The organism is Thiocapsa sp., assembly GCF_011390875.1.
Lineage (GTDB): Bacteria > Pseudomonadota > Gammaproteobacteria > Chromatiales > Chromatiaceae > Thiocapsa.
The window spans coordinates 1-23,536 of the sequence record NZ_JAABRP010000064.1; the positions used below are offsets into that span (position 1 = coordinate 1).

At 63.8% G+C, this 23,536-nt stretch carries 19 protein-coding genes and 1 pseudogene; 10 read left to right on the forward strand and 10 right to left on the reverse strand.

The features are described from left to right. Together GPT33_RS07135 and GPT33_RS07140 are read right to left on the reverse strand one after the other, a co-directional pair. Window positions 1-252: pseudogene (locus tag GPT33_RS07135) on the reverse strand (SAM-dependent methyltransferase); the annotation flags it as partial. Between the two features lie 137 nt (window positions 253-389). Next, entirely contained in the window at window positions 390-1,091 is a 702-nt protein-coding gene (locus tag GPT33_RS07140) for a ComF family protein (RefSeq protein WP_296806819.1), read from the reverse strand. Between the two features lie 104 nt (window positions 1,092-1,195). Here GPT33_RS07140 and bioB point away from each other — a divergent pair, with 104 nt between their 5' ends. Together bioB and GPT33_RS07150 are read left to right on the forward strand one after the other, a co-directional pair. Next, window positions 1,196-2,242, forward strand: coding sequence for a biotin synthase BioB (gene bioB / locus GPT33_RS07145; protein ID WP_296806821.1), 1,047 nt, complete (start codon window positions 1,196-1,198; stop codon window positions 2,240-2,242). A 53-nt stretch (window positions 2,243-2,295) separates the two neighbouring features. Next, on the forward strand, window positions 2,296-2,907 hold the full coding sequence (locus GPT33_RS07150) for a hypothetical protein (RefSeq protein ID WP_296806823.1): 612 nt from the start codon (window positions 2,296-2,298) through the stop codon (window positions 2,905-2,907). A 202-nt stretch (window positions 2,908-3,109) separates the two neighbouring features. Here GPT33_RS07150 and epmA read toward each other — a convergent pair whose 3' ends face one another. Further along, complete coding sequence (gene epmA, locus GPT33_RS07155; protein ID WP_296806824.1) at window positions 3,110-4,114, reverse strand: EF-P lysine aminoacylase EpmA; 1,005 nt, start codon at window positions 4,112-4,114, stop codon at window positions 3,110-3,112. A 75-nt stretch (window positions 4,115-4,189) separates the two neighbouring features. Then, complete coding sequence (gene efp / locus GPT33_RS07160) at window positions 4,190-4,762, reverse strand: elongation factor P (RefSeq protein ID WP_296806827.1); 573 nt, start codon at window positions 4,760-4,762, stop codon at window positions 4,190-4,192. Between the two features lie 34 nt (window positions 4,763-4,796). Here efp and epmB point away from each other — a divergent pair, with 34 nt between their 5' ends. After that, a complete protein-coding gene (gene epmB, locus GPT33_RS07165) occupies window positions 4,797-5,870 on the forward strand; it encodes an EF-P beta-lysylation protein EpmB (protein WP_296806830.1) in 1,074 nt (357 codons plus the stop codon). A 52-nt stretch (window positions 5,871-5,922) separates the two neighbouring features. Further along, window positions 5,923-8,040, forward strand: a complete 2,118-nt coding sequence (locus GPT33_RS07170; protein WP_296806832.1) for a sensor domain-containing phosphodiesterase — start codon at window positions 5,923-5,925, stop codon at window positions 8,038-8,040. Window positions 8,041-8,228: 188 nt separating this feature from the next. Here GPT33_RS07170 and GPT33_RS07175 read toward each other — a convergent pair whose 3' ends face one another. From GPT33_RS07175 to GPT33_RS07200, 6 genes are all read right to left on the reverse strand, one after another. After that, window positions 8,229-9,188 (reverse strand): 5'-nucleotidase, encoded by a 960-nt coding sequence (locus GPT33_RS07175; RefSeq protein ID WP_296806834.1) that lies wholly within the window; start codon window positions 9,186-9,188, stop codon window positions 8,229-8,231. A gap of 53 nt (window positions 9,189-9,241) precedes the next feature. Beyond that, window positions 9,242-9,787 carry a hypothetical protein gene (locus GPT33_RS07180; protein ID WP_296806837.1) on the reverse strand — a complete coding sequence of 182 codons (546 nt, stop codon included), beginning with the start codon at window positions 9,785-9,787 and terminating at the stop codon, window positions 9,242-9,244. 365 nt (window positions 9,788-10,152) lie between these two features. Beyond that, on the reverse strand, window positions 10,153-10,785 hold the full coding sequence (locus GPT33_RS07185; protein ID WP_296806839.1) for an AAA family ATPase: 633 nt from the start codon (window positions 10,783-10,785) through the stop codon (window positions 10,153-10,155). Between the two features lie 45 nt (window positions 10,786-10,830). Further along, entirely contained in the window at window positions 10,831-11,610 is a 780-nt protein-coding gene (locus GPT33_RS07190) for a hypothetical protein (RefSeq protein ID WP_296806841.1), read from the reverse strand. A 939-nt stretch (window positions 11,611-12,549) separates the two neighbouring features. Next, the gene (locus GPT33_RS07195; RefSeq protein ID WP_296806843.1) at window positions 12,550-16,377 is read right to left on the reverse strand and encodes an efflux RND transporter permease subunit; all 3,828 of its coding nucleotides are present in this window, start codon (window positions 16,375-16,377) and stop codon (window positions 12,550-12,552) included. A gap of 96 nt (window positions 16,378-16,473) precedes the next feature. Then, window positions 16,474-17,640 (reverse strand): efflux RND transporter periplasmic adaptor subunit, encoded by a 1,167-nt coding sequence (locus tag GPT33_RS07200; protein ID WP_296806845.1) that lies wholly within the window; start codon window positions 17,638-17,640, stop codon window positions 16,474-16,476. Between the two features lie 538 nt (window positions 17,641-18,178). Here GPT33_RS07200 and GPT33_RS07205 point away from each other — a divergent pair. The 6 genes from GPT33_RS07205 to GPT33_RS07230 all read left to right on the forward strand — a co-directional run. Beyond that, a complete protein-coding gene (locus tag GPT33_RS07205) occupies window positions 18,179-19,705 on the forward strand; it encodes a dynamin family protein (protein ID WP_296806847.1) in 1,527 nt (508 codons plus the stop codon). Window positions 19,706-19,730: 25 nt separating this feature from the next. Then, window positions 19,731-20,801, forward strand: a complete 1,071-nt coding sequence (gene nadA, locus GPT33_RS07210) for a quinolinate synthase NadA (protein WP_296806849.1) — start codon at window positions 19,731-19,733, stop codon at window positions 20,799-20,801. Window positions 20,802-20,967: 166 nt separating this feature from the next. Beyond that, on the forward strand, window positions 20,968-21,561 hold the full coding sequence (locus tag GPT33_RS07215) for a NapC/NirT family cytochrome c (RefSeq protein WP_296806851.1): 594 nt from the start codon (window positions 20,968-20,970) through the stop codon (window positions 21,559-21,561). A 31-nt stretch (window positions 21,562-21,592) separates the two neighbouring features. Beyond that, window positions 21,593-22,588 (forward strand): ankyrin repeat domain-containing protein, encoded by a 996-nt coding sequence (locus tag GPT33_RS07220; RefSeq protein ID WP_296806853.1) that lies wholly within the window; start codon window positions 21,593-21,595, stop codon window positions 22,586-22,588. A gap of 133 nt (window positions 22,589-22,721) precedes the next feature. Next, window positions 22,722-23,339 (forward strand): cytochrome c4, encoded by a 618-nt coding sequence (locus GPT33_RS07225; protein WP_296806855.1) that lies wholly within the window; start codon window positions 22,722-22,724, stop codon window positions 23,337-23,339. 22 nt (window positions 23,340-23,361) lie between these two features. After that, window positions 23,362-23,536: twin-arginine translocation signal domain-containing protein (locus tag GPT33_RS07230; protein ID WP_296806857.1), on the forward strand; the 175-nt coding region annotated here is incomplete at its 3' end.

The window sequence follows — 23,536 nt, forward strand, 5'->3', positions numbered from 1 at the left end:
TAGGTTGGCGCGTGGCGTCGGAAGCCATGCGCCGGGCTCGACGCGAAGGGTCGCGCGATGGCCGACCGGACGACCGATGATCTCGGCCTCCAACTCGGGCGGGAAGAGATCGCGACACAGATCGAGCCGGCTGGCGACCCGGCTGTCGGCGTGCGTCGCGTCCTCGCTTTGCCAATGCAGGTCGAAGCGGATGCGAGCCCGCTTTTGGAGGCTCGTGTCTTCGGGCGGATCCTGCGTCGGCGTTTCAGGCATTGCATCGCCCTTGTTGCGGATGACGTCGGGTGACGCCGAGCGGCGCGCACCACGACGACTGCAAGGGGATGTGGTGCTTCCTCTCGCCAGCACAACCGGCGTTGATACGGCTTGCACCGCGTGGCGAGCCGAGGGGATCAGGGCGTTCGCGCGACCGCCCAGATCTGGATCCGCCGAACCCCGGCCTGGCGCAACACCCGGCTCAGCTCGGCGACGGTGCTTCCGGTCGTCACGACATCGTCGAGGATGGCGACATGGCTCCACGGCAGCAAGCCCGGGACTAGGAAGGCACCTCGAATATTGCGATGGCGTGCGCGCTCGTCGAGGCCGGCCTGCGGCGGGGTCGCAGCGCTGCGGATACAGGAGGCATGATCGATCGGCAGGGCCAGATCCCGGCCGACGACGCGGGCGATCTCGAGGGCCTGGTTGTAGCCGCGGGTGCGCAGCCGAGACGCGTGCAGCGGGACCGGCATCAAGACCTCCGGTCGGGGCGGATCGACCTCCCGGACCCGATCGGCGAGACATTGCCCGAGCAAGCGCACCAGATTGAGCCGTCCGCGAAACTTCGCGCCTCCAACCAGCGTCGGGATCGCCGCCTCGTAGCGAAAGGCCGCGAGGCTCGTCTCGAACGGCGGGGGGCGCCGTTGACAGGCGGCACATCGCGTCCCCGCGGGCATCGGGCTGTCGAAGGGCACGGCGCATTGGAAACAGCAGTCGCGGTTGTGCGGCAACTCGGCCGCACAACCGGGGCAGAGGTCACGCCCTCCTCCGCTCGCGAGGCCGGGCGCACCGCAGAGGACGCAGGTCGGCGGGAACAACACCGACACGAGTCGGGACATCACGCCGCTCTTCTCGACCGGATCACCGAACATTGGTTGACAACCGACCGAAGCCCACTAGCATATGTGGTTTTTCCGCATCCGGAAATCGGCCCATCACGCCCATGTCACCCAAGCCTTCCCCGCTGCACGTTTCCATCCTGCGCCACGATTGGTCGGTCGAGGAGATCCAAGACATCCTCGACCTCCCCTTCACCGATCTGATGTTTCGCGCCCAGACGGCGCATCGACTCTACTTCGATCCCAACCGCGTCCAGGTCAGCACACTCTTGAGCATCAAGACCGGCGCCTGCCCCGAGGACTGCGGCTATTGCGCCCAGAGCGCGCGTCACGAGACCGGTCTGGAGCGCGAATCCCTGATGCCGATCGACGAGGTCCTGGACGCCGCGCGGATCGCCCGCGAACAGGGCGCGACCCGCTTCTGCATGGGCGCGGCCTGGCGCAATCCGACAGACAAGAACCTCGAGCAGGTCATCGCCATGGTCGAGGGCGTCCATGCGCTCGGGCTGGAGACCTGCGTGACCTTGGGGATGCTCACCGGAGCGCAAGCGCGCCGCCTCAAGGAGGCCGGGCTCGATTATTACAACCACAACCTCGACACCTCGCCCGAATTCTACGGTCAGGTCATCACGACACGCACCTTCCAGGACCGACTCGACACCCTCGAGCACATCCGCGACGTGGGTCTGAAGACCTGCAGCGGCGGGATCCTCGGCATGGGCGAGTCGCGGCGCGACCGTGCCTCCATGTTGCGTCAGCTCGCCAACCTGCCGGCGCATCCGGAGTCCGTCCCGATCAACCTGCTGGTGCGGGTCGAGGGTACACCGCTTCAGGCGAGCGAGGCACTGGATCCGTTCGAGTTCGTCCGCGTGGTTGCGGTCGCGCGCATCCTGATGCCGGCGTCCTATGTGCGTCTGTCCGCCGGGCGCAGCGAGATGAGCGACGAGCTGCAGGCGCTCTGCTATCTCGCTGGGGCCAACTCCATCTTCTACGGCGAGCGCTTGCTGACCACGCCGAATGCCGAGTCCGATCGGGATCGCGCCTTGTTTGCGCGCTTGGGTCTGGCCTTCGAAGAGATGGACCTCGAGCGCACCGAGCCCGGCGCCTGCCACAAGGCCAAACAGGCATTGGATGCAATTGTCGAACACTGACGGACGTGCTCGCCCGTTCTGTCGTCTCGCTCACGCGCAAAGGGAGAAACAAGATGCACGCAAGAATCACGGGCACGCTGGCCTTAGCGGCCGGCCTCGTCCTGACGCTCAACACGGCTTGCGCGGACGAGGTGACGGATCAACTCGACGCTGCCAAGCAGGCGTACGAGGCCGGCGAACTGAGAACGGCCGCGGAGACCCTGAACGGCGCCGTCGAGGCGATTCGCGCACGGATCACGGCCGGGCTTCTGACGCTGTTTCCGCCGCCTCTGGAGGGATGGGTCGCGGACGAGGCGCAGTCCCAATCGGGCGGCCTCGCGTCCATGTTGACCGGCACCCACCTCAGTCGGCGCTACGTCCGTGAAGACAACGCCGAGGTAACCCTCACCCTGATGGCCGACTCGCCGATGATGCCGATGTTGACCATGGCCATCTCCATGCCGTTCATGATGCAGGCCAACGAGGATCTGAAGAGCTTCTCGCTCAAGGGCGAACGCGGCATGATGGAGCACACCCCCGGCAGCGAGACCTACAAGATCACCCTCATGGTCGGGAACCGTCTTCTGGTACAGGGCGAAGGCTCCGGTCTGACGGATGCGGTCCCGCTGGAGCAGTATCTGAATGCGCTGGACTTGGAGGCGATCCAAAACGCCTTGACGGACTGAACCGCGTCCCGAGCGACATGCAACGTTGCGATGTGACGCTGGGCTCGCCTCGACAACTGGTCTCGGCAGGACGCGGTTCAGGAAATTTTAAGTCGTCGAGAACTGAATCTCTGAAACCGCGTCCGCGCAAAAGCCCGCAGACAGTATCCAAGATCAACCCCGAACGCCGATCGCGCAAAGTGCAGAGTGACGCGGTTTCATTTCATGCCCGCTCGATGGGGAAGGCCAAGACCTGATCGATGTGGGTGGCGCCGACGGCGATCATCAACAAACGGTCGAGTCCAAGCGCAACCCCGCTCGACGCCGGCATCCCGGCTTCGAGCGCCGCAAGCAGACGCGTGTCCGGCGGGATTTCGGCCAAGCCGAGACGCCGACGCTCGGCACAGTCGTGCGCAAAACGCGCACCCTGCTCCGCGGCATCGGTCAGCTCGTGAAAGCCGTTCGCCAACTCGACGCCTTCGATGTAAAGCTCGAAACGTTCGGCAACCGCCTGATCGTACGGCGCCTCGCCGGCGGGCCGAATCCGCGCCAAGGCGGCCTGGCTCGGCGGATAGTCGCATAGAAAACTCATGCCTGAACGCCCGAGACGCGGCTCGAGGCACTGGGTGAGCAGAAGATCGAGCCAGGCGTCGCGCTCGAGATCCAACTGATCGGCGTCGGGGATGCCGGCCGTAATCGCGGCCTCGCGCACTGTCTGCACAGGTGCCGTGAAGGGATCCAGATCCAACACTTCGCGAAACAGGTCACGATAGCGGATCCGCTCCATCGGCAACCGCGGGCGTTGCAGCGCCGCGCGCACCAGATCGGCCACCTCGTCCATCAGCTGCCCGTCGTCCAGGCCCGGTCGATACCACTCCAGCAGGCTGAACTCGGGGTGGTGCCGGCGCCCGCGCTCCTCGCCGCGAAAGACCCTGCAGATCTGATAGATGGGGCCACTCCCCGAAGCGAGCAGGCGCTTCATCGGAAACTCGGGCGAGGTCTGCAGGAAGAGCCTGCGATCGGCCCCGAACCCAACACTTGAGAGACCACCCGAGAGCGAGAGACTCGCGAGCGCCGGATCCGTCGCACCGGCGTGCGAGAGGATCGGCGTCTCGACCTCCATCACGCCGGCAACGGCAAAAAAGGTGCGAATCCGCGCCAGCATCTCGGCGCGGGCGTGCAGAACGGCGGCCGTTGCGCACGCCGACCAGTCATGGGAAGCAGGCATCAGGATAGGCAGATCGACGGCAAGGGCGAGCGGACAGCGCCGGTCACGCCGGCATCGCTCGACCGCGCGTCGTCTTCAGGCCTCTTTGGCGCGCGAGACATACTCGCCGGTGCGGGTGTCGACCTTCACAAGCTCGCCGGACTGAACGAACAAGGGCACACGGACTATCGCGCCCGTCTCCAGGGTCGCCGGCTTGCCGCCGCCGCCCGAGGTGTCGCCTTTCAGGCCGGGGTCGGTCTCGGTGATCGCCAGCACCACGAAATTGGGCGCCTCGACGATCAGCGGTACACCGTTCCAGAGCGTCACCCTGCAGATGTCTTCCTCCTTGATCCACTTGGCAGCATCGCCCACGGCGTTCGCGTCGGCGGTCATCTGCTCGAAGCTGGCCGGATCCATGAAATGCCACTCTTCGCCGTCGTTGTAGAGATACTGCATGTCGGTATCATGCACATCGGCCGCTTCCACCGTATCGCCCGACTTGAAGGTCTTCTCCACGGTTCGCCCGGTCTTGAGATTGCGCACCCGCACCCGGTTGAAGGCCTGGCCCTTGCCCGGCTTGACGAACTCGTTCTCGACGATGTTGTAAGGATCGCCGTCCAACATGATCTTGAGTCCACCCTTGAACTCGCTGGTACTGTAAAAGGCCATATCGTCCTCGTTGACTGTGGAGCTAAACCGCGCAATGGTACCGCGAAGCATCGCTGCTTGTCAGACCGCGACGCCGGATCTGTTCCGGACGCCCGAGCATGAGCCCGTCTGGAAAAACGACCTCGCCGAGGCCTACCGACAGGCCGACGACCTCCTCGCCGCACTCGGCCTGAGTCCGGAGACGATCCCGGATCTCGATTCTGCCGCACCGGGATTCCGGTTGCTTGTCCCGCGAGCCTTTGCCGCCTTGATGACGCCGGGCGACCCGCGCGACCCCTTGCTGAGACAGGTCCTGCCGCTCGGGGCGGAGCGCTTGTCGGTCGCCGGATTCAGCCGCGATCCTGTCGGAGATACGTCCGCGGATCTCGGCCAAGGGCTGCTGCGAAAATATGCAGGCCGTGCGCTCCTGATCGTCACGGGCGGATGTGCCGTGCACTGCCGCTATTGCTTTCGAAGACATTTTCCATATGCGGCGCTCGGCCAAACGCCTGATCGCACGGCCGTTGCAATGACCTCCATCGCCGCGGATCCGGACATCTCCGAGGTGATCCTCAGCGGCGGGGATCCCTTGATGCTGGACGACGATCGCCTCGGCGCACTGCTCGAGCGCCTCAACGAGATCCCGCACCTGAAACGCCTGCGGATCCATTCACGCCTCCCCGTCGTGCTGCCTTCTCGGGTCACCGACACACTCTGCCGACACCTGGCGAGCTCCCGTCTCGCCACGATCCTCGTCATCCATGCCAATCATCCGAGCGAGCTCGGCACGCAGGCCGAGGATGCACTCCAGCGATTGCGTCGCGCAGATCTGACCCTGCTCAACCAAAGCGTTTTGCTGCGAGGGGTCAACGACGCGGCGCCGACACTGGGTGCGCTCAGCGAGCGGCTGTTCGAGTGCGGCGTCCTTCCCTACTATCTCCACCAGCTCGATCCGGTGGAGGGTGCTGCACACTTCGCGGTCTCCGACACACAGGCACTGCGACTCGGCGAGGCGGTACGGGAACGCCTGCCCGGCTACCTGGTCCCGCGCCTGGTCCGCGAGGTTCCGGGTGTCGGATCCAAGATTCCCCTGACCGACGCCGCTCGCATCGGATCGCCGTTTTTGTGAACGCGATCGTTTCCCTACCGGGCCGCGAAGCCCGATAATCGCAGACACGACAATGGACAGAAACCTAGAGGATCCCGCACCAGGTCGCATCATGTCCGCGCAACCCCCACTGATGGCAATGCTTTTGCTCACCACCGACACCGCCGCCGCGGAGCACTTGGTGGAGCGCCTGCGTGCAGCCGGTCTCGCGGCCCGCGCGCTCGTGACCGCGCGGGCGGATCGATTGAACGATTTGCTCGCTCGCCGCGCCTTCGACATGATCTTGTGGTGGCGCCACGACGACGACCGGGACTTGGCCGAGGCGATTCGACAGCGTGGCGAGCATGTTGCCGAGATGCCGCTCATTATCATCGCGGCAGACACGCCCGACCCCGAGCAGGTGCTCGAGGCACAGCAATTCGGCGCGCGCGGCCTGCTCGCCCCCGGCGACGAGGAGCAGCTTCTCTGGACCATTCGACGCGAAGCAGGCGATATTCGACAACGTCGCCGACACCGTGAGCTGATGGCCCGGCTCAAACAGTGCGAACGACGCGCCCGCGAGCTGGTCGACCATACCGGCGCTGCGATCGCCTTTGTGCAGCAGGGTCTCCATCTCTACGCCAACAGCACCTATCTCACGCTTCTCGGCTATCCGAACCTGGACGAGATTCAGGCGATCGCCCTCCTTGACCTTGTCGATCCGAACCAGCGTGACGGTGTGCGCGATCTGCTGCAGAGCGCCGAGCGCACGGCTCAGACCGAGCCGGTCGAGATCACGACACGCCTGCGCTCGAGCCGGGGCAAAGGGCTCGAGGTACGCCTGTCCGCGGCGCCGGCTGTCCTCGACGACGAGCCGTGTCTGCGGTTGATCCTGGATCCGGTGCGACAATCCGAGGCTCGTGCGAAGGGCGGCGACATGGCCTCCGATATCGCCGCCGCTCGTACGGCCTTCTTCGACGAGATCGAGTCGCGACTTGGCCCCGATCGCGCTGTTCCGCTGCCCTTTGCGGTCTTCTTTGTCCGCCTCAGACGCCATTCCGAGCTTTTGCGCGATCTTGGATTGACCCATGGGCTGGACATCGTCGACGGCTTCGGCCCGGTCTTGGCGTCAGTTGCCGTCCAAGCACATGCGCTCACACGGATCAGCGACGACGGCTTCGCGATGATCGTCGACGGTTTGGACGAAAAGGAGGCCGAGGCACTCGCCGAGCACATCCGCGAGCACGCACGCCTTCCGCAGCGCCTCGCAACCAACGGCCGCATCGCGCCCGACTGTGATATCGGATACTACCTGGTGAAGGGACGTGCAGCCGCCGCGCAAGACATTCTCAACGCCGCGCACCGGCTGTGCGTCTACAGTGCGGCAGCGCCGGGGGACTGTGCCGGCGGGATGCAGACCCCGACATCATTGGCTGCGCGAACAAAACAAACCGCAGTGGAGGGCGACACCGAGGTCGCGGACAAGATCGCAACAGCGCTCGGGAGCCAGCAGTTCAAGCTCGTCTACCAACCCATCATCAGCCTCATGGGCGACAACCAGGAGAACTACAGCGTCTTGGTGCGCCTGCTCGACAATGACGGCGAGTTGCTGGAGGCCAAAGATTTCATCGGGGCGGCAATTCGACAGGGTCTCATCGAGGAGATCGACAAATGGGCAATCCGCGACGCGATCCGCGTGCTCGCCGAGCAACGACGTGCCGGTCACAACCTTCGATTCTTCATCAATCTCGCCGAAGACACCTTCCGCAACCCAAGCATTATTCTGCATATCTGTGACTGTTTGCGTGAGCTCGACGTGCGCGGCAACTGGCTCGCCTTCCAATTTCAGGAAGAGCTGGTTGCGGAGAATCTGGCAAGTCTCGGCAAGCTGATCGACGCCTTGAAGCAGATCAAATGCCGGGTCGCGATCAATCGTTTCGGCGCCACCAATCGCTCGGAGATGATCCTGCAGGCGCTTCCGGTCGATTTCGTCGTTCTGATGCCGGATTTTGCCCGCGCACTCGCCGAAGACCCCGTCAAACAGCAACGTCTCATGACCATCGCCAATCTCGCGCGCGAGTTCAACGTGAAGAGCGTGGTGACAGGGGTTGAGGACGCGCGAGCCCTCACCGTTCTCTGGACGGCGGGGGTCGATTATGTACAAGGCAATTTCCTGCAGCGTCCGTCGCCGACGCTCGACATTCAGCCCTAAACTGCGCCCGGCAGGATATGGGATGTTCGCACGATTGGGTCAGCCTCGGAGCGATCGACAACCGTTGGAGTCGGCGCAGTTTAGAAGATTGAAGAATCCAAAAACTCCAGACCGCATCTCCGCCGGGGAACGGGGGTGCACCAACCGCTGGGCGCAGCCGAAACTGAACATCTCGCCTCGGACACGGTCTAGCCGTGGTTCTCGTCGGACTTGTCCGCTCGGATCGGCGGGTCACACTCCGGATTAGCGACGCCGTGCGGGACATGGCCGGTTGCCACATGACGGCTCGCCGCGTCGCAATGGACGCGCTGATCGTCGAAAAAGATGTCCGCGTCGAAGGCCGCGAGAAACCGCCCCTTCTCGAGCCCGCCCAGAAAAAGTGCCTCGTCGATACGGATATCCCAAGCACGCAAGGTCCGGATCACACGTTCGTGCGAGGGCGTGCCACGCGAGGTCACGAGCGCGGTGCGCAGCGGCGACGCCTCGGGCGGAAAGAGCGCTTGAAGTTGATGGATCGCGACCAACAACCCCTTGAAGGGACCACCGGGCAGAGGCTCGTGCGCAGCGGCCAACTCGGTCGCGTTGAAGACCTCGAGCCCCTCTCGCCGGAAAAGTCTCTCGGCATCGTCCGAGAACAGCACCGCATCGCCGTCGAACGCGATTCTAACCTGCTCGTCTTCTTCCGGACCCGCCGGAAAGGCCGCCGGCAGCACGGTCGCCGCGGCACACCCCGCATTCAAGGCCGAGCGCACGTCTCTCGGGTCCGCGGACAAGAACAGATGGGCACCGAAGGCGGACACGTAGCGGTAGGGACTCGCCCCGCCCGTAAAGGCGGCGCGGGCAATATCCAGACCGTGGTGATGTGCGGAGGTCAGGACGCGCAACCCGGTATCCGAGCTGTTGCGCGAGATCAGGATAACCTCGACGCGACCCCGATCGCCCAGGGCGACATTGAGGCTCATCAGCTTTTTGGCGAGCGCGAAGGCCACTCCGGGCTCGAGGATGTCGTTCTCGTGTGCGACCTGATAGTCGCGATAGGCATCGACGCCCTGCGTCTCGAACACTTGGTGAGACTCGCTGAGGTCGAAGAGTGCACGCGAGGATATCGCGACGATCAGTCGTACGGATTCGGGCAGGCCCGGGTTCACGGTCAACTCCAAGCCGTAGCCGCTTTAAGCGTTCTTGCAGGGATTGCGATCGATCACCAGGGCATGAACCAATTCATGAACTGCAACGGACGGCCGATGCTTTGATTCATGCCCGCCATGTCGTTGCGCATGGAAGAGGTCGACATGGTCATCGCCTGCATCGAACGATCCATGGTCTGAATGCTCGTCAACATCGGCTCGAGGGTGTTCACGTCCCTTGCCATGGAGTCCACACTCACCGCCATGGTACGAACATTCGCACTCATTTGCCCCATGTTGTCCGAGATCGACTGCATGTTGCTGGCCAGTACCGTCATGTTGGTGTCGACACTGATGGCCAGATAGTGCACGTCTTTGGCGAGGCTGAAGACCAGGTAGAACCCGTAGGCCGCCAGGATGATGAAGGCGAACAGACTGGGATAGACGATGAGTTCCCAGCGCTTTGCACTGGTCTCGAAGGCCTGGGACAGGCGATCGATCGCAAAGGCGTGGAGTTGCGTCTCGGTGACGCCTGCGGCGCGCGCATCGGCCTCGGCTTGGTCTTGCGGTACCCCGCTGTCCGAGGAACCATCATCCCTCGGGATCTCGTTGTGCGCCATGATTCGGGCCGATTTTTGATCAGTGATGAAAATTAAGTCTATAGGGTCGGCACCTTACCGCCCGGTATCAAATCACGCTTTGCGAAAAAGCAGCCTTCGGCTCAGCGAGTGGCATTCAGCAAAGGGCGCCTTGTTGGAATAAATGCGCTCCGACGAAAGCAATTCAAACCTTGCTTAGTGTAGGTCTATTGGCTTGTCATCAGCCGGGGGAACCGTTTAAGTGTTGTTTGTCATTGCTTCCGTTGTCTTGGGAGCTTAACAGAATTGCGGCACGCGACAAGGCGAAGCGACCACCGGGGTCGCATCGGACTCGAAACCTGGCCGACGGACCGACAAGCGTGGAGCGAAGGGACCTCAACGGCGGATCAACTGACCAAGTGGGGGTAGAGCGTCGCCGCCAACCCGAGAAACTCACGCGCCGCCTTGCCGCGGGATTCGAGCTCGAACACCGCCAATCCCTCGCTGAACGAGCGCCGAAAGACGGTGCGTTGCGACAGCCTCGGCTTGATGAAGCGGATACCGGGAAGCGAGACCAACGCCGCGGCAGCCTCGTTGGTCTCGCGCACAGCATGGTGTGTATCGCCCCGATTGATGAACCCGATAATATCGGGAGGCGCCTCACGCTCGACCGAAGCGATCAACTGGATGAAACGCTGGGTCGACCAAATGTCCGCTTGCGACGGCGGGACCGGCACCACGACCCGGTCGCATAGCGAAAGCGCCCTGCGCAGGCTCTCCATGTCCGATGTCCCGACATCGATCAGGGTTTCGTCGGCCCCTTTCAACTGCTCGGGCGTCAGGGCGCGCTTGTCGGACGCCTTCAGGACCGGATCGAAACCCTCCTCCTTGCGCACGTCGATGACGTCGGTGAGGGTCGCCTGAGGGTCGGCATCAATCAGCTGGATCTTCGCGCCCGCCATCGAGAGCCAGACCCCCAGATTGAAGGTCAGGGTACTCTTGCCCGAACCGCCTTTAAGACTTCCGACGATCGTGATCATGACGTCCTTCCGCGTCCGCGTTCATCCCCGAGCCGCGCCGAGCGACTATTGGCCGGGCTGGGAGCCGGGCTGAGGCGTCTCCATACGCGTGTACCCGGCAGGCACCGCGAAGAGGTGATCCGGCTGTGCGCCGATCCGAATCGACTTCAGCTCGCGCACGCCGCCACCCGGAAACTCCTCGCGCACCGACAGCTTCAACTCCGGATCGTACCACTGGAGAACCCGAGTCGGCTGCCGATCGGGTGCAGTCGTCGTCATTTCCCATTTCTCGACCTCGCGCCCGTCGATGGTCTCGGTACCCACCATCAGAAGCTCCATTTTCTCTCCGTTGGACATCTCGTGCTTCAACGGAATCGCGCGCTCCGCGTCGATCCACAGGGTCCCGTTCATGGACTGATCCTCATGGGTCATGACCATCTCCCACTTGACCGCTTTGCGTCCCCCGACATCCTCCTCGCCGACACGGCGACAGGTCAGGCCCGGCATTCCTGCACAAGGATCGGTCTCCGCGGTCGCGGCCGGGACGGGCTCACCACCTTCGCTCGCGGGTCCGCCCTGCTCCAAATAGCTCTGGCGATCGGGGAATAGGACCCACATCATGCCGCGATTCTGATCGATGATCTGAACGACCTCTTGGCCCTGCTGCGTCATCTCCTTGCGCATGCGACCGTCGCCGACGAACATCTTCACGGTTTCGACCTGCCCGTCCGGGGCTTGACTGACCATGTCCGCGGAGAACTGGACACCCGCGATCTCCGCATGCGCCGTGCCCGCCAGGGCGGATGCGAGCGCGATACCCAACAAAGCCTGCGTTTGCGTTCTCATCTCGTTTTATCCTCCCGTCGATCGGTGATCAGTCTACAGACACCCCGCCCCTCGATCAGGGCGATTACGGCTCCACGCTGCAGTGCTATCTTCGAGGCCATGAACCACCGGCGCTTCCGTGATTCGGTCGGACCCCGGACCCTCGCAGGCACCGAATCGGGCGATCCGGTCCCTCTCAAGGCCCGGGTCTCGGTTCGAAGCCGAAGGTGCGAGCGGGCGGCGTCAGCGCATCCATCAATCCCGCCGGAGCCGACGCACGCTCTCCCCGGTCGCTGCGACCTGGCTCAATCGGGCGCCAGCCCGGCGTCTGCGAGCGCTGCTGCGCCTCACGGTCGGTCAGCGGCCGAAATCGGTATCCCTGCGTCCCGTCCGATCCGCCCCACCGACCCGAGGAGGGCTGCGGGTCGCCTCGAAATCGATACTCCGGGTATGGGTTTACCGGTCCGGAAACCGCGTTCCGATACGCCGGGGGCGGGGTCGCTTCGCGCCAACCTCCGCGCGCGTCCCGATCATCCATCTCTGCACGAGAGTCGGAGTCACCCGTCCAGGGTGAGGCCGAATAGCGACCGGGCCCGTCGTTATAGGGGACGTCGCGAGAGTGCTCCGTCGGCTCTCGAGCGTATTCCACCCAACGCCCGTCGCGATCGATAAAGCCATCCAGGCCGCGACCCTGCACCGGGGCGCGGTCGTCGTCTCCGTACCCCGCCCCTGACCAGCCCCCTTGCAGGTCGCGGCGCACATCATCAGCGCGGTGCGCATCGAGATATTGCGGTTCGCGATCCTGCGTGGTCGGTGGCGTCTCGTATCCACGCCGATAGACAGGCTCGTCGCCCCATGTCGGTTCTCGAGCCAGCCCCCATGGCTCGGCCCCGGAGGCCACCTGATGCGTCGTCGCGTAGGCCAAAACGAGCAGCAGCCAGGCGACGAACGAGACAGGCGTCATGTATCGCTCTCGTCGTCGATCTTCAATCGAATGCCGCGCCGCGGCGCCTTCTTTTGAACGGCTTGACTCGACTTCGCCGCCGCTGCGGGCTTTTTCGCGGACGTCTTGCGCGCCGCCGGCTTGGCATCCGACGCCGTCGTGGCGCGTTTCTTCTTAGCAACGGTCTGAGCGGGTTCCGATGCCGCGCTGTCGCCTTTGGCCGGTGGTGCATCCTCCTCGGAGCTCGTCGCGGCCGGCGCTTTCGTCACGGCGGAACGTTGCACCGGCGAACGCGCAGTCCGAGTCGGCTTGGGCTTGAGTGCGGTCTTCGCAGCATCCAAGAGCAGGATGAAGATCCCGCGAACCGCATAGAGCGCGAGAATAAAGAACTCCACGACCTTCCCGAAAAACCGGCTGACACCGCCTCCGGAGCTCTTGCGCGGGGCGCTGCGAGGCGCGTCATCCGTCATGCAGGGGAGGCTGGTTCCGGGCGGCGCCGTCGCGAGCGCCACCCGGCACATGTCGTCGCCCGCGGCGACGCAGCCGAGCGGAATGACGATCAGCGTCAGGACGGTCGAGACCAACACGCCGGACAGCAACGAGATCGCCATACCCTGGAAGATCGGGTCGGTGATGATGACGCTCGAGCCCGCAACCAGGGCCAAGGCGGTGATCACGATCGGGCGCGTGCGGATCTTGCAGGAGCGGATCATCGCCTCGGCGACCGGCACGCCCTTCTGGATCTCGTGGATCGCGAAATCCACGAGCAGAATCGAGTTTCGGACGATGATGCCGGCCAAAGCGATCCAGCCGATCATCGAGGTCGCGGTGAACTCCCCGCCGAGACCGAGACTGAACATGAGCGCGTGCGCCGGGATGATGCCGAGCAAGGTGAGCGGGATCGGCGCCATGATCACGAGCGGGATGCGGAAGTTGCCGAACTCCCAGACCACCAGGATATAGATCAGGATGAGCGCAACGCCGAAGGCGGCGCCCATGTCGCGGAAGGTTTCGTAAGTGACGGTCCACTCGCCCGCCCAGGTCCAGGCCAAGCGGCTGCTGTCGGGAGGCGCGTCGAGCCAGAAGATCGCGTCTTCCATTCCCTCGCCGCCTTGCGGCTTGGTGCCGTCCGGTGCCGTGTAGTCCTGCTGATTGAGGATGCGCTCGACCTGGAACATCGCGTATACGGGTGCCGCGAGCCGCCCACCGACATCGGCCACCACGTACTCCACCGGACGCAGGTCCTTGTGGTAGATGATGTCCTCTTCCGGCGTCAACTGGAACTCGCCGAGCTCGCGCAGCGGGACCGTGTATCCCTGACTCGACTGAATGGGAAGATCGCCGAGTCGATCGACCTGCGAGCGCTCGGCCAGGGGCACCTGCAGTACGATCTGCACGGGCTCATGGCCCATTTGCCGCCCCGCTTGGGGCTTGATGTCGCCGATCGGCGAGCCGCCGAGGGCCATCGCGAGATTGCGGTTGATGGTATCGACCGAGATCCCGCGACGCACCGCCTTTTCGGTATCGACGCTGAAGCGCCAATAGTCGAACGCGCCGCGAAGATAATTGTCCACGTCCCGCGTACTCTCGGCCTGCGCGAAGACGTCGGTGAGCTCTCTCGCAAACTGACGCCGCAGCTCCGGGGACGGTCCGTAGACCTCCGCCACGACCGACTGCAGCACCGGCGGACCCGGCGGCATCTCGACCACGGCGAGTGCCGCACCGGTGCCCTCGACCATTTTTCCGAGCAGCTCGCGCGCCTCGACGGCAATCTCGTGACTGCTTCGATCCCGATCATGCTTGTCGGTCAACTGAACCTGGAGCTCGCCCTGCCAAGGATCCGAACGCAGATAGTAGTGCCGTACCATCCCGTTGAAGTCGAACGGTCGAGCGGTCCCGGCATAGAGCTGGATGGCGGTGACCTCGGGCATGGTACGCAGCTTGTCGGCCATGCGATGCGCGAGGTTCGCCGTCACCGGCAAGGCGGTACCCTCGGGCATATCGAGTACGACGGAGAACTCGGGCTTGTTGTCCAGCGGCAGCATCTTGACCGCCACCAGATTGAAGTAGAAGAACGACAGGGTGACGAGGAAGGTACCCCAAAGGGCCAGCTTGAAGGCCAGGCGCTTGCCGCGGTTCTCGATCAGGGGTGTGAGGATCCGTCGATAGAGCTTTTCGAGACCCTCGGCCTCCTTGTGCTCACGCTTCTCGGCAGCCGCGAGATACTTCATCGAGGGACGCAGCCATTTGGAGATCGCCAGATAGGGCGTAAAGACAAAGGCCGCAAACAGCGAGATGAACATCGCCACCGAGCCCAATACCGGGATCGGTGCCATATAGGGTCCCATCATGCCGCTGACGAACCCCATCGGCAGCAAGGCCGCGATGACGGTGAAGGTGGCGAGGATGGTCGGGTTGCCGACCTCGCGCACGGCGTCGATGGCCGTGTCCTCGTCGGTGCGTCCCTCTTCGAGCCAGCGCCGATAGATGTTCTCGATGACCACGATGGCGTCGTCGACCAGGATACCGATCGAGAAGATGAGGGCGAACAGACTCACACGGTCGATCGTATAGTTGGTTACCCAGGCGACGAAGACCGTCATAAAGAGGACGACCGGGATGACCAGCATGACGACGATAGCGGGACGTATCGCGCGGAATGCGAGCAGCACCAGGATAACGACGAACATGGTCGCCTTGATGAGCTTGCCGATCAGCTCCGAGACCTTTTGGTCGGCGGATTGTCCGTAGTTGCGCGTGATGCTGACCTCGACGTTTGCCGGGATTCGAGAGCCCTTGAGCTCCTCGACGCGCTCGATGATGGCGTTTGCCACCGTCACGCCGTTGGTCAGCTCCTTCTTGGCGACCGCGATGGTCACCGCCGGGCGACCCTCCGCGGCATCCTCGATCTCGGACGCCGGACCGGTGTAGTAGGCAACCAGCTCGGAGGCGTCCTCGGGACCCTGGGTCACGCGCGCCACGTCGTGAATATAGATCGGCAGGTTGTTGAAGGTGCCGACCACCAAACGGTTGATGTCTTCCACACCCGTCAAGAAGGCACCCGTGGTGACCGAGAAGCGTGCACCGCTCGCCTCCAAACCGCCCGCGACCTGCTCGGCGTTGGCGCCGACGAGGGTCTGGGCGACCTGATCAAGACTGATCTGATACCCGGAAAGGCGCTCCGGCAGGACATCGACGGTCACCACCTCGCGACGTCCGCCGACGATGAAGGCGTTGCCGGTATCCTTGACCTGCTTGACGGCCTGCAGCACGTCCTGCGCAAGCAGGCGCAGCTGACCGTCGTCCACATCGGGAATCCCGTTGCTGTCGAGATCTCTGGACCAAAGCGTCAGCGTGACGATCGGAACGTCGTCGATCCCCTTGGTCTTGACCAGCGGCGGCATGACCCCCGGCGGGATCTTGTCCATGTTCGAGGCGACCTTGTCGTTCACCTTGAGCAACGAGGGCCCCATCTCCTCCCCGACCACGAACTCGACGGTCACGATGCCCTGGCCGCGTTGCGACGCGGAATAGACATGCTTGACCCCGGGAATCTCGCTCATCATCCGCTCGAGCGGCTGCATCGCCATATTGGCGACCTGCTGGGCCGATGCGCCCGGGTACTGCACCATGATGTCGATCATGGGCACCGAGATCTGGGGGTCTTCCTGGCGCGGCGTCATGACGAGGCCGAGCAGGCCCATCATCAGCATGGCGACGTAGAAGAGTGGCGAAAGCGGAGAGCGGATGAAGAATCGGGCGGTGCGCCCGGCGATTCCGAGATTGTCCTCGTCGTAAGCAGGTTCCTTGCGATCCTGCGGAGGAGATGTGACGTCTTGGCTCATGTCGAATCCAGATTAACCGGGCCTGCGCCGCATCGCTGCGACATGGATTGCGCGGGCGATCGCGGGAGCGATCGCCGGGGCCGAAGGGAAGGCGCGTCAGCGATCGGCGGGTGCCCCGCTCGCCCAACCGGCCGTGACCCGAGGGCCGGGATTCGTCAGGACACTCTCGCCGGCACGCAGCCCGCTCAGCACGGTCACCATCCCGGCGGAGAGCTCCTCGCCGACGCGGATCAGGCGCAACTGAGGCTCGCCGCGCTCGTTCAGGACATAGACGCCCGGTAGACTCCCGTTGTAGCGCACCGCGCTGCTCGGGATCACCGGGTTGGCCCGCGCCGGGGCACTGAGGTCGGGGACCAGCACCTTGGCGTACATTCCGGGCTCGGAGACGCCTTGCGGGAGATCGAACTTGATCTTGACGGTATGGCGCTGTGGATCCGCCATCGGAAAGATCTGCGCCACGCGAACCGGAACGCGCCGATTGTCCGGATCGAGCTCCGCCTGCACCATCATTCCTTCGCGCAGGCCGGGACGCAGCCGCGCCGGCACATCGACCTCGACCTGAAGGTATTCCACGTCGGCATAGTTGAGCATGGGCTGCCCGGGTTGAACCGTGTCCCCGACCTCGATGAGCTTGCGCACGATCACCCCGTCGAAGGGCGCGATGCTGCGGGCGTCGCGAATCTTGGAGTCAAGTGCCTGAAGCTCCGCCTGGAGGCGCAGCATGGCGTTTTGCGCCTCCTGGATCTGGATCCCGGAGGCGAAGAGATCGGCCGAGCGCTCGGCGGTGCGGTCGCGTTCCCCGATGAAGCTCTCGGCCGGTTGCGTGAACATCTGATCGAAAAGATTCGGCAGCCCCATCCCGCCCATCGCGGAGCGCGACTGCGGAGAGTAGATCTCTCTGGAGTACTGAACGCCGGCATTGCGCAGTTGGGCATCCGCGCTCGCCATCTGCGCGAGCAGTGCGCGTCGATTCGCGAGCAGCTCCTCGTCGCCGATCGCCACCAGGAGATCTTTTTCCTTGAAGGTGTCGCCCTCGCGCCCGGCAATGAAGGTGACGCGCCCGGGGAGTTGCGCGGCAAGCGTCACCTCTTTGTAGGGGACCACGCTCCCGCCCAACGACACCGTGGGGGCGCCTTGCGCCTGTTGAACGACGAAGGTCTCGCCCGAACTGGCCTGGATCTGGGCCTGGGCAAGGCCGGACGACACAGCCGCTGCAATGGCGAGCGTGCACGCAAAACGGGCGGTTCGAAACTGTATTGACATCGGATCGCACACCAAACGCTGGGTTTTTTGTCGCACGTCCGATTGGCGCGTTGGCGGTCGGACCTGCCGTGGACACCGGACAGCCTCGTGGGTCCGGCGCTCATCCGTTGCGGATCCGCAGCATCCGAGCCCGGGCGCTTTGGGCCTGCTCAGTGCCGCGTTGTCTTGTCGTTCTCCGGACGGCGCAGTGCAGCAGTATGCCTTCGACAACGCTCGACATTCAAGCCGACGAAAGCAGGTTCGACGCGACTCCGGCGGCAACCCCGCATGAACGACCGAAAATAGCCTGCGCGCTCGGCGCTCGAGAGCCGACTGCGATTCGATTAACCCTATCCGGCCGCCGGCTATCCATCGCGCCGAACTTCAGTGTAACATCGGGCGCCATTGCGGCCGGGGGCCGTGTCGACCTGGCCGCAGCAACCGATGCAGCCTGCCGAAAATCGGATCGAGCGTCGTCAGCCGCCGTTGGCCCGATTGCTTCGCCCCCTCGCCTTGTCCCGAAGCGAAGCATCACGTCCCAGATTCAGGAGCCGAACCTATGCCGTCCACCGCCGAGGCCGTTCAACAGCGCATGCAGGAGCTGGAATCGCATCTCGAGCAGGAGAACCCGGTCCTGCTCAGTGCCGTTCAGAGCTTCCGGGCAATCGACCGCGTTGCCTACGGGACGGGTCTGCTCGAGACCAATCAGTCCTTCGCGACCCAGATCCCCTGGTGGCCGCTCATCTCGATCTTGGGCACCTTCTCGGCGGGCAAATCGACCTTCATCAACTATTTTCTCGGGCAGAAGCTCCAACGCACCGGCAATCAGGCCGTCGACGATCGCTTCACCGTCATCGTCTACAGCCCCGAGACGGTCAGTCATTCGCTCCCGGGTGTCTCGCTGGACTCGGATCCGCGCTTTCCCTTCTACCAGATGTCGCACGACATCGAGCAGGTCGCCGGCGGTGAAGGCAAACGCATCGATGCCTATCTTCAGCTCAAGACCTGCTGCAGCGAACGCCTGCGCGGCAAGATCCTGATCGACTCCCCCGGCTTCGACGCCGACGCCCAGCGCACGGCGATCCTGCGCATCAGCGACCACATGATCGGTCTGTCCGATCTGGTCCTGGTGTTCTTCGACGCACGCCACCCGGAGCCGGGGGCGATGCGCGACACGCTCAAACACCTGGTGAAGGACACCATCCACCGCGCCGATTCGGGCAAGTTCCTCTACATCCTCAATCAACTCGATACCGCCGCGAACGAGGACAACCCCGAAGACGTGGTCGCGGCCTGGCTGCGCGCGATCGGCGAGGCCGGCCTGACCGCGGGTCGCTTCTACACCATCTACAATCCGCACGCCGCCAACACCATCCCGGACGAGCACAAGCGTAAGCGCTTCGAGAAAAAGCGCGACGAAGATCTCGGCGAGATCTTTCTGCGCATGGAGCGCGTCGAGATCGAGCGAGCCTACCGCATCATCGCGGCCTTGCGCGAAACCGCCAACGCCTTCGGGCACGAGGCGGTGCCCCTGCTGCAAAGCGCCGTGCGGCGCTGGCGCACCCGCACCCTGCTCGCCGACGCGGCACTCATCGCCATCGTCGGGGCCCTCTTCCTTTATTGGAGCATCGGCGCAGGCCACTGGGTTGGACTCTCCTATGCGCCCGCCTGGTTGGATGTGCTCACGACTCAGATCGCTTGGGGCCACGATGCACTCATCGGGGTGCTGGTCGCGCTGGCCATCGGCACCCATTTCTCGGTTCGTAAGCTTGCCGCAATGAGTGTCGAGCCCTGGCTGAGAAAGCAGGTTGCGCGCAAGAACCCACCGGGAAATCTGATGTCCGCATTCAGAAAGAACACCCGCTTCTATCGCCCGGTCATCATCGGCCGACCGATCGGCTGGAGCGGCAAGGCCCGTGCACAGATCAACGAGGTCCTTCAGAACTGCGAGAATTTCGTGCAGACGCTCAACGAGCGCTATACCAACCCCAAAGGACTCAAGGAGTCGCCACACAAGCCGCACACGGTGCACCTCTCCGAAGAGCGGGCGGATATCCCCGGCAAAAAGGAGCGCTCTGCGGCCTGATCAAACCGCGAATACAGGTCATACGATGAGCATCCGAACACCCGAGCACGCGTCGCGACCCGCCATCGAGGTCCCGCCGCACCCGCAATGGCCGGCCTTGAGCACATTTGAGAAGAACGCGCTCAGGGACCGGATCAAGGTGCTGCTCAAGGCGCAGGATGCGGTCTTGGTCGCCCACTACTACACCGATGCCGATCTCCAGGCCCTTGCCGAAGAGACCGGCGGGTGCGTCTCCGATTCGTTGGAGATGGCGAGGTTCGGGGCCGCCAGCAGTGCGCAGACGCTGGTCGTCTGCGGCGTTCGTTTCATGGGCGAGACGGCAAAAATCCTCAATCCCGAGAAGCGGATCCTGATGCCGGATCTTCGGGCCACCTGCTCGCTCGATGAAGGCTGTCCGGCCGACGCCTTCGGCGCCTTCTGCGATGCCCACCCCGAGCGCACCGTCGTGGTCTATGCCAACACCAGTGCCGAGGTGAAGGCGCGCTCCGACTGGGTCGTCACATCCAGCATCGCCCTGCCCGTCGTCGCCCATCTCGCCGAGCAGGGCCGCAAGATTCTCTGGGCACCCGACAAACACCTGGGCCATTACGTGCAGCGCATGACCGGGGCGGATATGCTGCTCTGGGACGGCGCCTGCGTGGTTCACGAAGAGTTCAAATCATTTGCCTTGGAGCGCGTGCGCAAGCTTCACCCCGAGGCGGCCGTGCTCGTCCACCCCGAATCTCCGGAAGAGGTCGTCGATCAGGCCGACGTGGTCGGCTCGACCACCCAGCTCATCAAGGCCGTGGTCGAGATGCCGAACCGGGAGTTCATCGTCGCGACCGACGCCGGCATCTTCTGGAAGATGCACCAGCTCGCGCCCGAGAAGACCCTGATCCCGGCCCCGACAGCCGGCGAAGGTGCGACCTGCGAAAGCTGCGCACATTGCCCCTGGATGGCGATGAATGCATTGCAGAATTTAGGACAAGTCCTGCTCAAAGGCGATCAGGAGATCCTGATCGATCCGGCCCTCGGCAAGCGCGCGCTGGTACCGATTCACCGTATGCTCGAGTTCGCGCGCGAGCGCGGGATCGGCCGGCAACGCGACGCAGACTAAACCGCGTATCGATTACCGAACGCTTACCCACCTTGGCAAGCATGGCACGGATGCCTTACCATCGATTGCGAATCGTCAAAGAATAAACGTCCGTCCGGCACCCACAAGAAGAAGAGCCGCGACGGCCTACGACGTCCCCCCAGTCGTCGCCGTAAAGAGGATGTCTATGTCTGATGCCCGCAAATCCAAGCGCAGGACACCGCTTGTCGTCTTGGCATTGGTGTTTCTGGCCGGGATCGGATTTGCCGGTGCAATGACCGGCGGTCTGGCCTACTCGAACCGCATGGAACTCTGCGTCTCCTGCCACAGCCTGCAGGTCCCCTACGCCGAGTATCAAGAGACGGTTCATTACAAGAACGCCTCCGGCGTCCGGGCGACCTGTTCGGACTGTCATGTGCCTCGGGAATTCTTCCCGAAGCTCCACGCAAAGTTAATGGCCGCGAAAGACGTGTACCATGAGATTCTCGGGACGATCGACACCCCGGAGAAGTTCGAGGCGCACCGATGGACGATGGCGAATCGTGTCTGGGACCGGATGAAGGCTGACGACTCGCGCACCTGCAGGAGCTGCCACCAATTCTCGGATATGGATCTGTCGGCTCAAGGCCGCTCCGCACGTAGCCGACATGGCGCGGCCGAAGATCGCGGTCAGACCTGCATCGACTGCCACAAGGGAATTGCGCATGAGCTGCCCGATGAGCCGCCCGAGGAACCGGCAGCGACCGAGAAGAGCGCATCCGGTGATCCGGACGCCGCCTGAGCGTCACACAGCGAACGTGTCGAGGTCCTTCATGAGCCAGACTCCCCGTGCAAGGCGACATCCCCGATGGATCGCGTTGCTGTTGCTCACGGGCGCGATTCTGCTCACCGGGCTTCATGCCGCCGTTGCGACGAGCGAGGATTCGAACGCCGATCTCGGCAAGGAGCTGCGGCTCGCCGCGATGGTCGGCGATACCGAGTCCGTCTCGGACCTGCTCGACCGGGGCGTTCCGGTGGACGCCGCAAACGAGTTCGGTAAAACGGCCCTGATGATCGCCGTGGAATCGGACGATCTCGAAACGGTTGCGCTGCTCCTGAGCCGCGGAGCCAACGTGAACGCCCGCACCGTCGCGAGCTGCACGCCGCTTACCTTTGCCGCCGAGCACGGCAATATCGGCATCACCGCGATCCTGATCGAGCGCGGAGCCAACGTACATGACCGCACCCGCAGCGGATGGGATCCCTTGATGATCGCCTCGCGTTACGGGATTTCCGACATGGCCGAGCAGCTGCTCTTTCGGGGCGCCGACCCCAAGGCTTCCGACCGGGACGGACGCACCGCGCTGATGTTGGCCGCGGCGCACGGACAGGTCGAGGTTGTCGACCTCCTGATCGAAGCCGGCGCAGAGCTCGAATCCAGAGACAAGGAAGGTGAGACTGCGTTGTTGATCGCCGCGGACGCGGGGCTCTGGCATGTCGTGAAGGCTCTGCTGGACGCGGGTGCCGATGTCAATGCGCGCGACGGCCTGGGGGCAACGCCGCTGATCCTGGCCATCAGTCAGGGGCATCCGGATGCCGCCACACTCCTGTTGGAACGCGGCGCCAATCCGAATCTTCAGGATGACGACGGCACGTCCGCGTTGATGGAGGCGGTCGTCACGGACCACGCAGAGCTGATTCGACTTCTGTTGAACTATCGCGCCAACCCCGCCTTGACCGACCGCGACGGGCACACTGCAGCAGACCTGGCGGAGCAACGAGGAAATCAAGAAGCCGCCGCGCTCCTGGCGAAGCGGCCGAGCTCGTGAGCACAGCGCCCAAGCCACGACGCCGAGCGCACCACCAATGCACTTAGGGGTGCAACGAGAACGCCCCTTCTGCATCGCGGCATGGATAGCCGCATGTCATCGAAACGACCTTTAAAGACCACTCGGAGGAAGCATGGCCACGATTTCATCAAGATTGGCCCTCATCGCCGGCGCGCTCGCGCTCGGCTTATCGTCGGGCGCCAATGCCGACGCCACTGCATCGATGCTGGCCAATACCTGCGCCGGCTGTCACGGCACCCTCGGTCATAGTGCCGGTCCGGCGTCGCCCATCATCGCCGGGATCAACCGGATCGTATTCGTCGATATGATGGAGGGCTACAGGAGCGGCGACATCTACTCCACGATCATGGGCCGGATCGCCAAAGGCTACACGGAAGAGGAGATCGAGAAGATGGCGGAGTTCTTCAACACGCAGGAGTTCAAGCCCGCCCAGCAGGATTACGACAAGGCGCTGGTCGATCAGGGCGCGAAGTTGCACGACAAGTACTGCGAGAACTGCCATGCCGAGGGCGGCATCCCGCTACGCGACGAAGAAACCGGCGAAGACGCCGAGGACTTCTACCTCCTCGCCGGCCAGTGGACCCCCTATCTCGAATTCACCATGTCGGACTTCCGGGAGGACCGTCGCGAGATCCCCAAGAAGATGAGAAGCAAGCTGGATGACCTTCTCGAGAAGGACGGAGACGCGGGGCTCGCCGCCGTGTTTGCTTTCTACGCGAGCCAGCAGTAAAGCCACCGGAGGAAAGAACAAGATGAAGATCAACAGACGTGATTTCGTAAAGGTTGCCGGTGCAGCGACTGCTGTCGGACTGGTCGGTGCACCACACTTGGCATTCGGCGCGACTCAGAAGGTCGTGATCGTCGGCGGCGGCACCGGTGGTGCAACCGCCGCCAAGTACATCAAGATGGCCGATTCGAGCATCGACG

What these genes read in the sequence shown, in the direction of transcription:
- GPT33_RS07140 (WP_296806819.1), bottom strand. Translation starts at nt 1,091, where the DNA reads ATGTCCCGACTCGTGTCGGTGTTGTTCCCGCCGACCTGCGTCCTCTGC.
- bioB (WP_296806821.1), top strand. Translation starts at nt 1,196, where the DNA reads ATGTCACCCAAGCCTTCCCCGCTGCACGTTTCCATCCTGCGCCACGAT.
- GPT33_RS07150 (WP_296806823.1), top strand. Translation starts at nt 2,296, where the DNA reads ATGCACGCAAGAATCACGGGCACGCTGGCCTTAGCGGCCGGCCTCGTC.
- epmA (WP_296806824.1), bottom strand. Translation starts at nt 4,114, where the DNA reads ATGCCTGCTTCCCATGACTGGTCGGCGTGCGCAACGGCCGCCGTTCTG.
- efp (WP_296806827.1), bottom strand. Translation starts at nt 4,762, where the DNA reads ATGGCCTTTTACAGTACCAGCGAGTTCAAGGGTGGACTCAAGATCATG.
- epmB (WP_296806830.1), top strand. Translation starts at nt 4,797, where the DNA reads ATGGTACCGCGAAGCATCGCTGCTTGTCAGACCGCGACGCCGGATCTG.
- GPT33_RS07170 (WP_296806832.1), top strand. Translation starts at nt 5,923, where the DNA reads ATGGACAGAAACCTAGAGGATCCCGCACCAGGTCGCATCATGTCCGCG.
- GPT33_RS07180 (WP_296806837.1), bottom strand. Translation starts at nt 9,787, where the DNA reads ATGGCGCACAACGAGATCCCGAGGGATGATGGTTCCTCGGACAGCGGG.
- GPT33_RS07185 (WP_296806839.1), bottom strand. Translation starts at nt 10,785, where the DNA reads ATGATCACGATCGTCGGAAGTCTTAAAGGCGGTTCGGGCAAGAGTACC.
- GPT33_RS07190 (WP_296806841.1), bottom strand. Translation starts at nt 11,610, where the DNA reads ATGAGAACGCAAACGCAGGCTTTGTTGGGTATCGCGCTCGCATCCGCC.
- GPT33_RS07195 (WP_296806843.1), bottom strand. Translation starts at nt 16,377, where the DNA reads ATGAGCCAAGACGTCACATCTCCTCCGCAGGATCGCAAGGAACCTGCT.
- GPT33_RS07200 (WP_296806845.1), bottom strand. Translation starts at nt 17,640, where the DNA reads ATGTCAATACAGTTTCGAACCGCCCGTTTTGCGTGCACGCTCGCCATT.
- GPT33_RS07205 (WP_296806847.1), top strand. Translation starts at nt 18,179, where the DNA reads ATGCCGTCCACCGCCGAGGCCGTTCAACAGCGCATGCAGGAGCTGGAA.
- nadA (WP_296806849.1), top strand. Translation starts at nt 19,731, where the DNA reads ATGAGCATCCGAACACCCGAGCACGCGTCGCGACCCGCCATCGAGGTC.
- GPT33_RS07215 (WP_296806851.1), top strand. Translation starts at nt 20,968, where the DNA reads ATGTCTGATGCCCGCAAATCCAAGCGCAGGACACCGCTTGTCGTCTTG.
- GPT33_RS07220 (WP_296806853.1), top strand. Translation starts at nt 21,593, where the DNA reads ATGAGCCAGACTCCCCGTGCAAGGCGACATCCCCGATGGATCGCGTTG.
- GPT33_RS07225 (WP_296806855.1), top strand. Translation starts at nt 22,722, where the DNA reads ATGGCCACGATTTCATCAAGATTGGCCCTCATCGCCGGCGCGCTCGCG.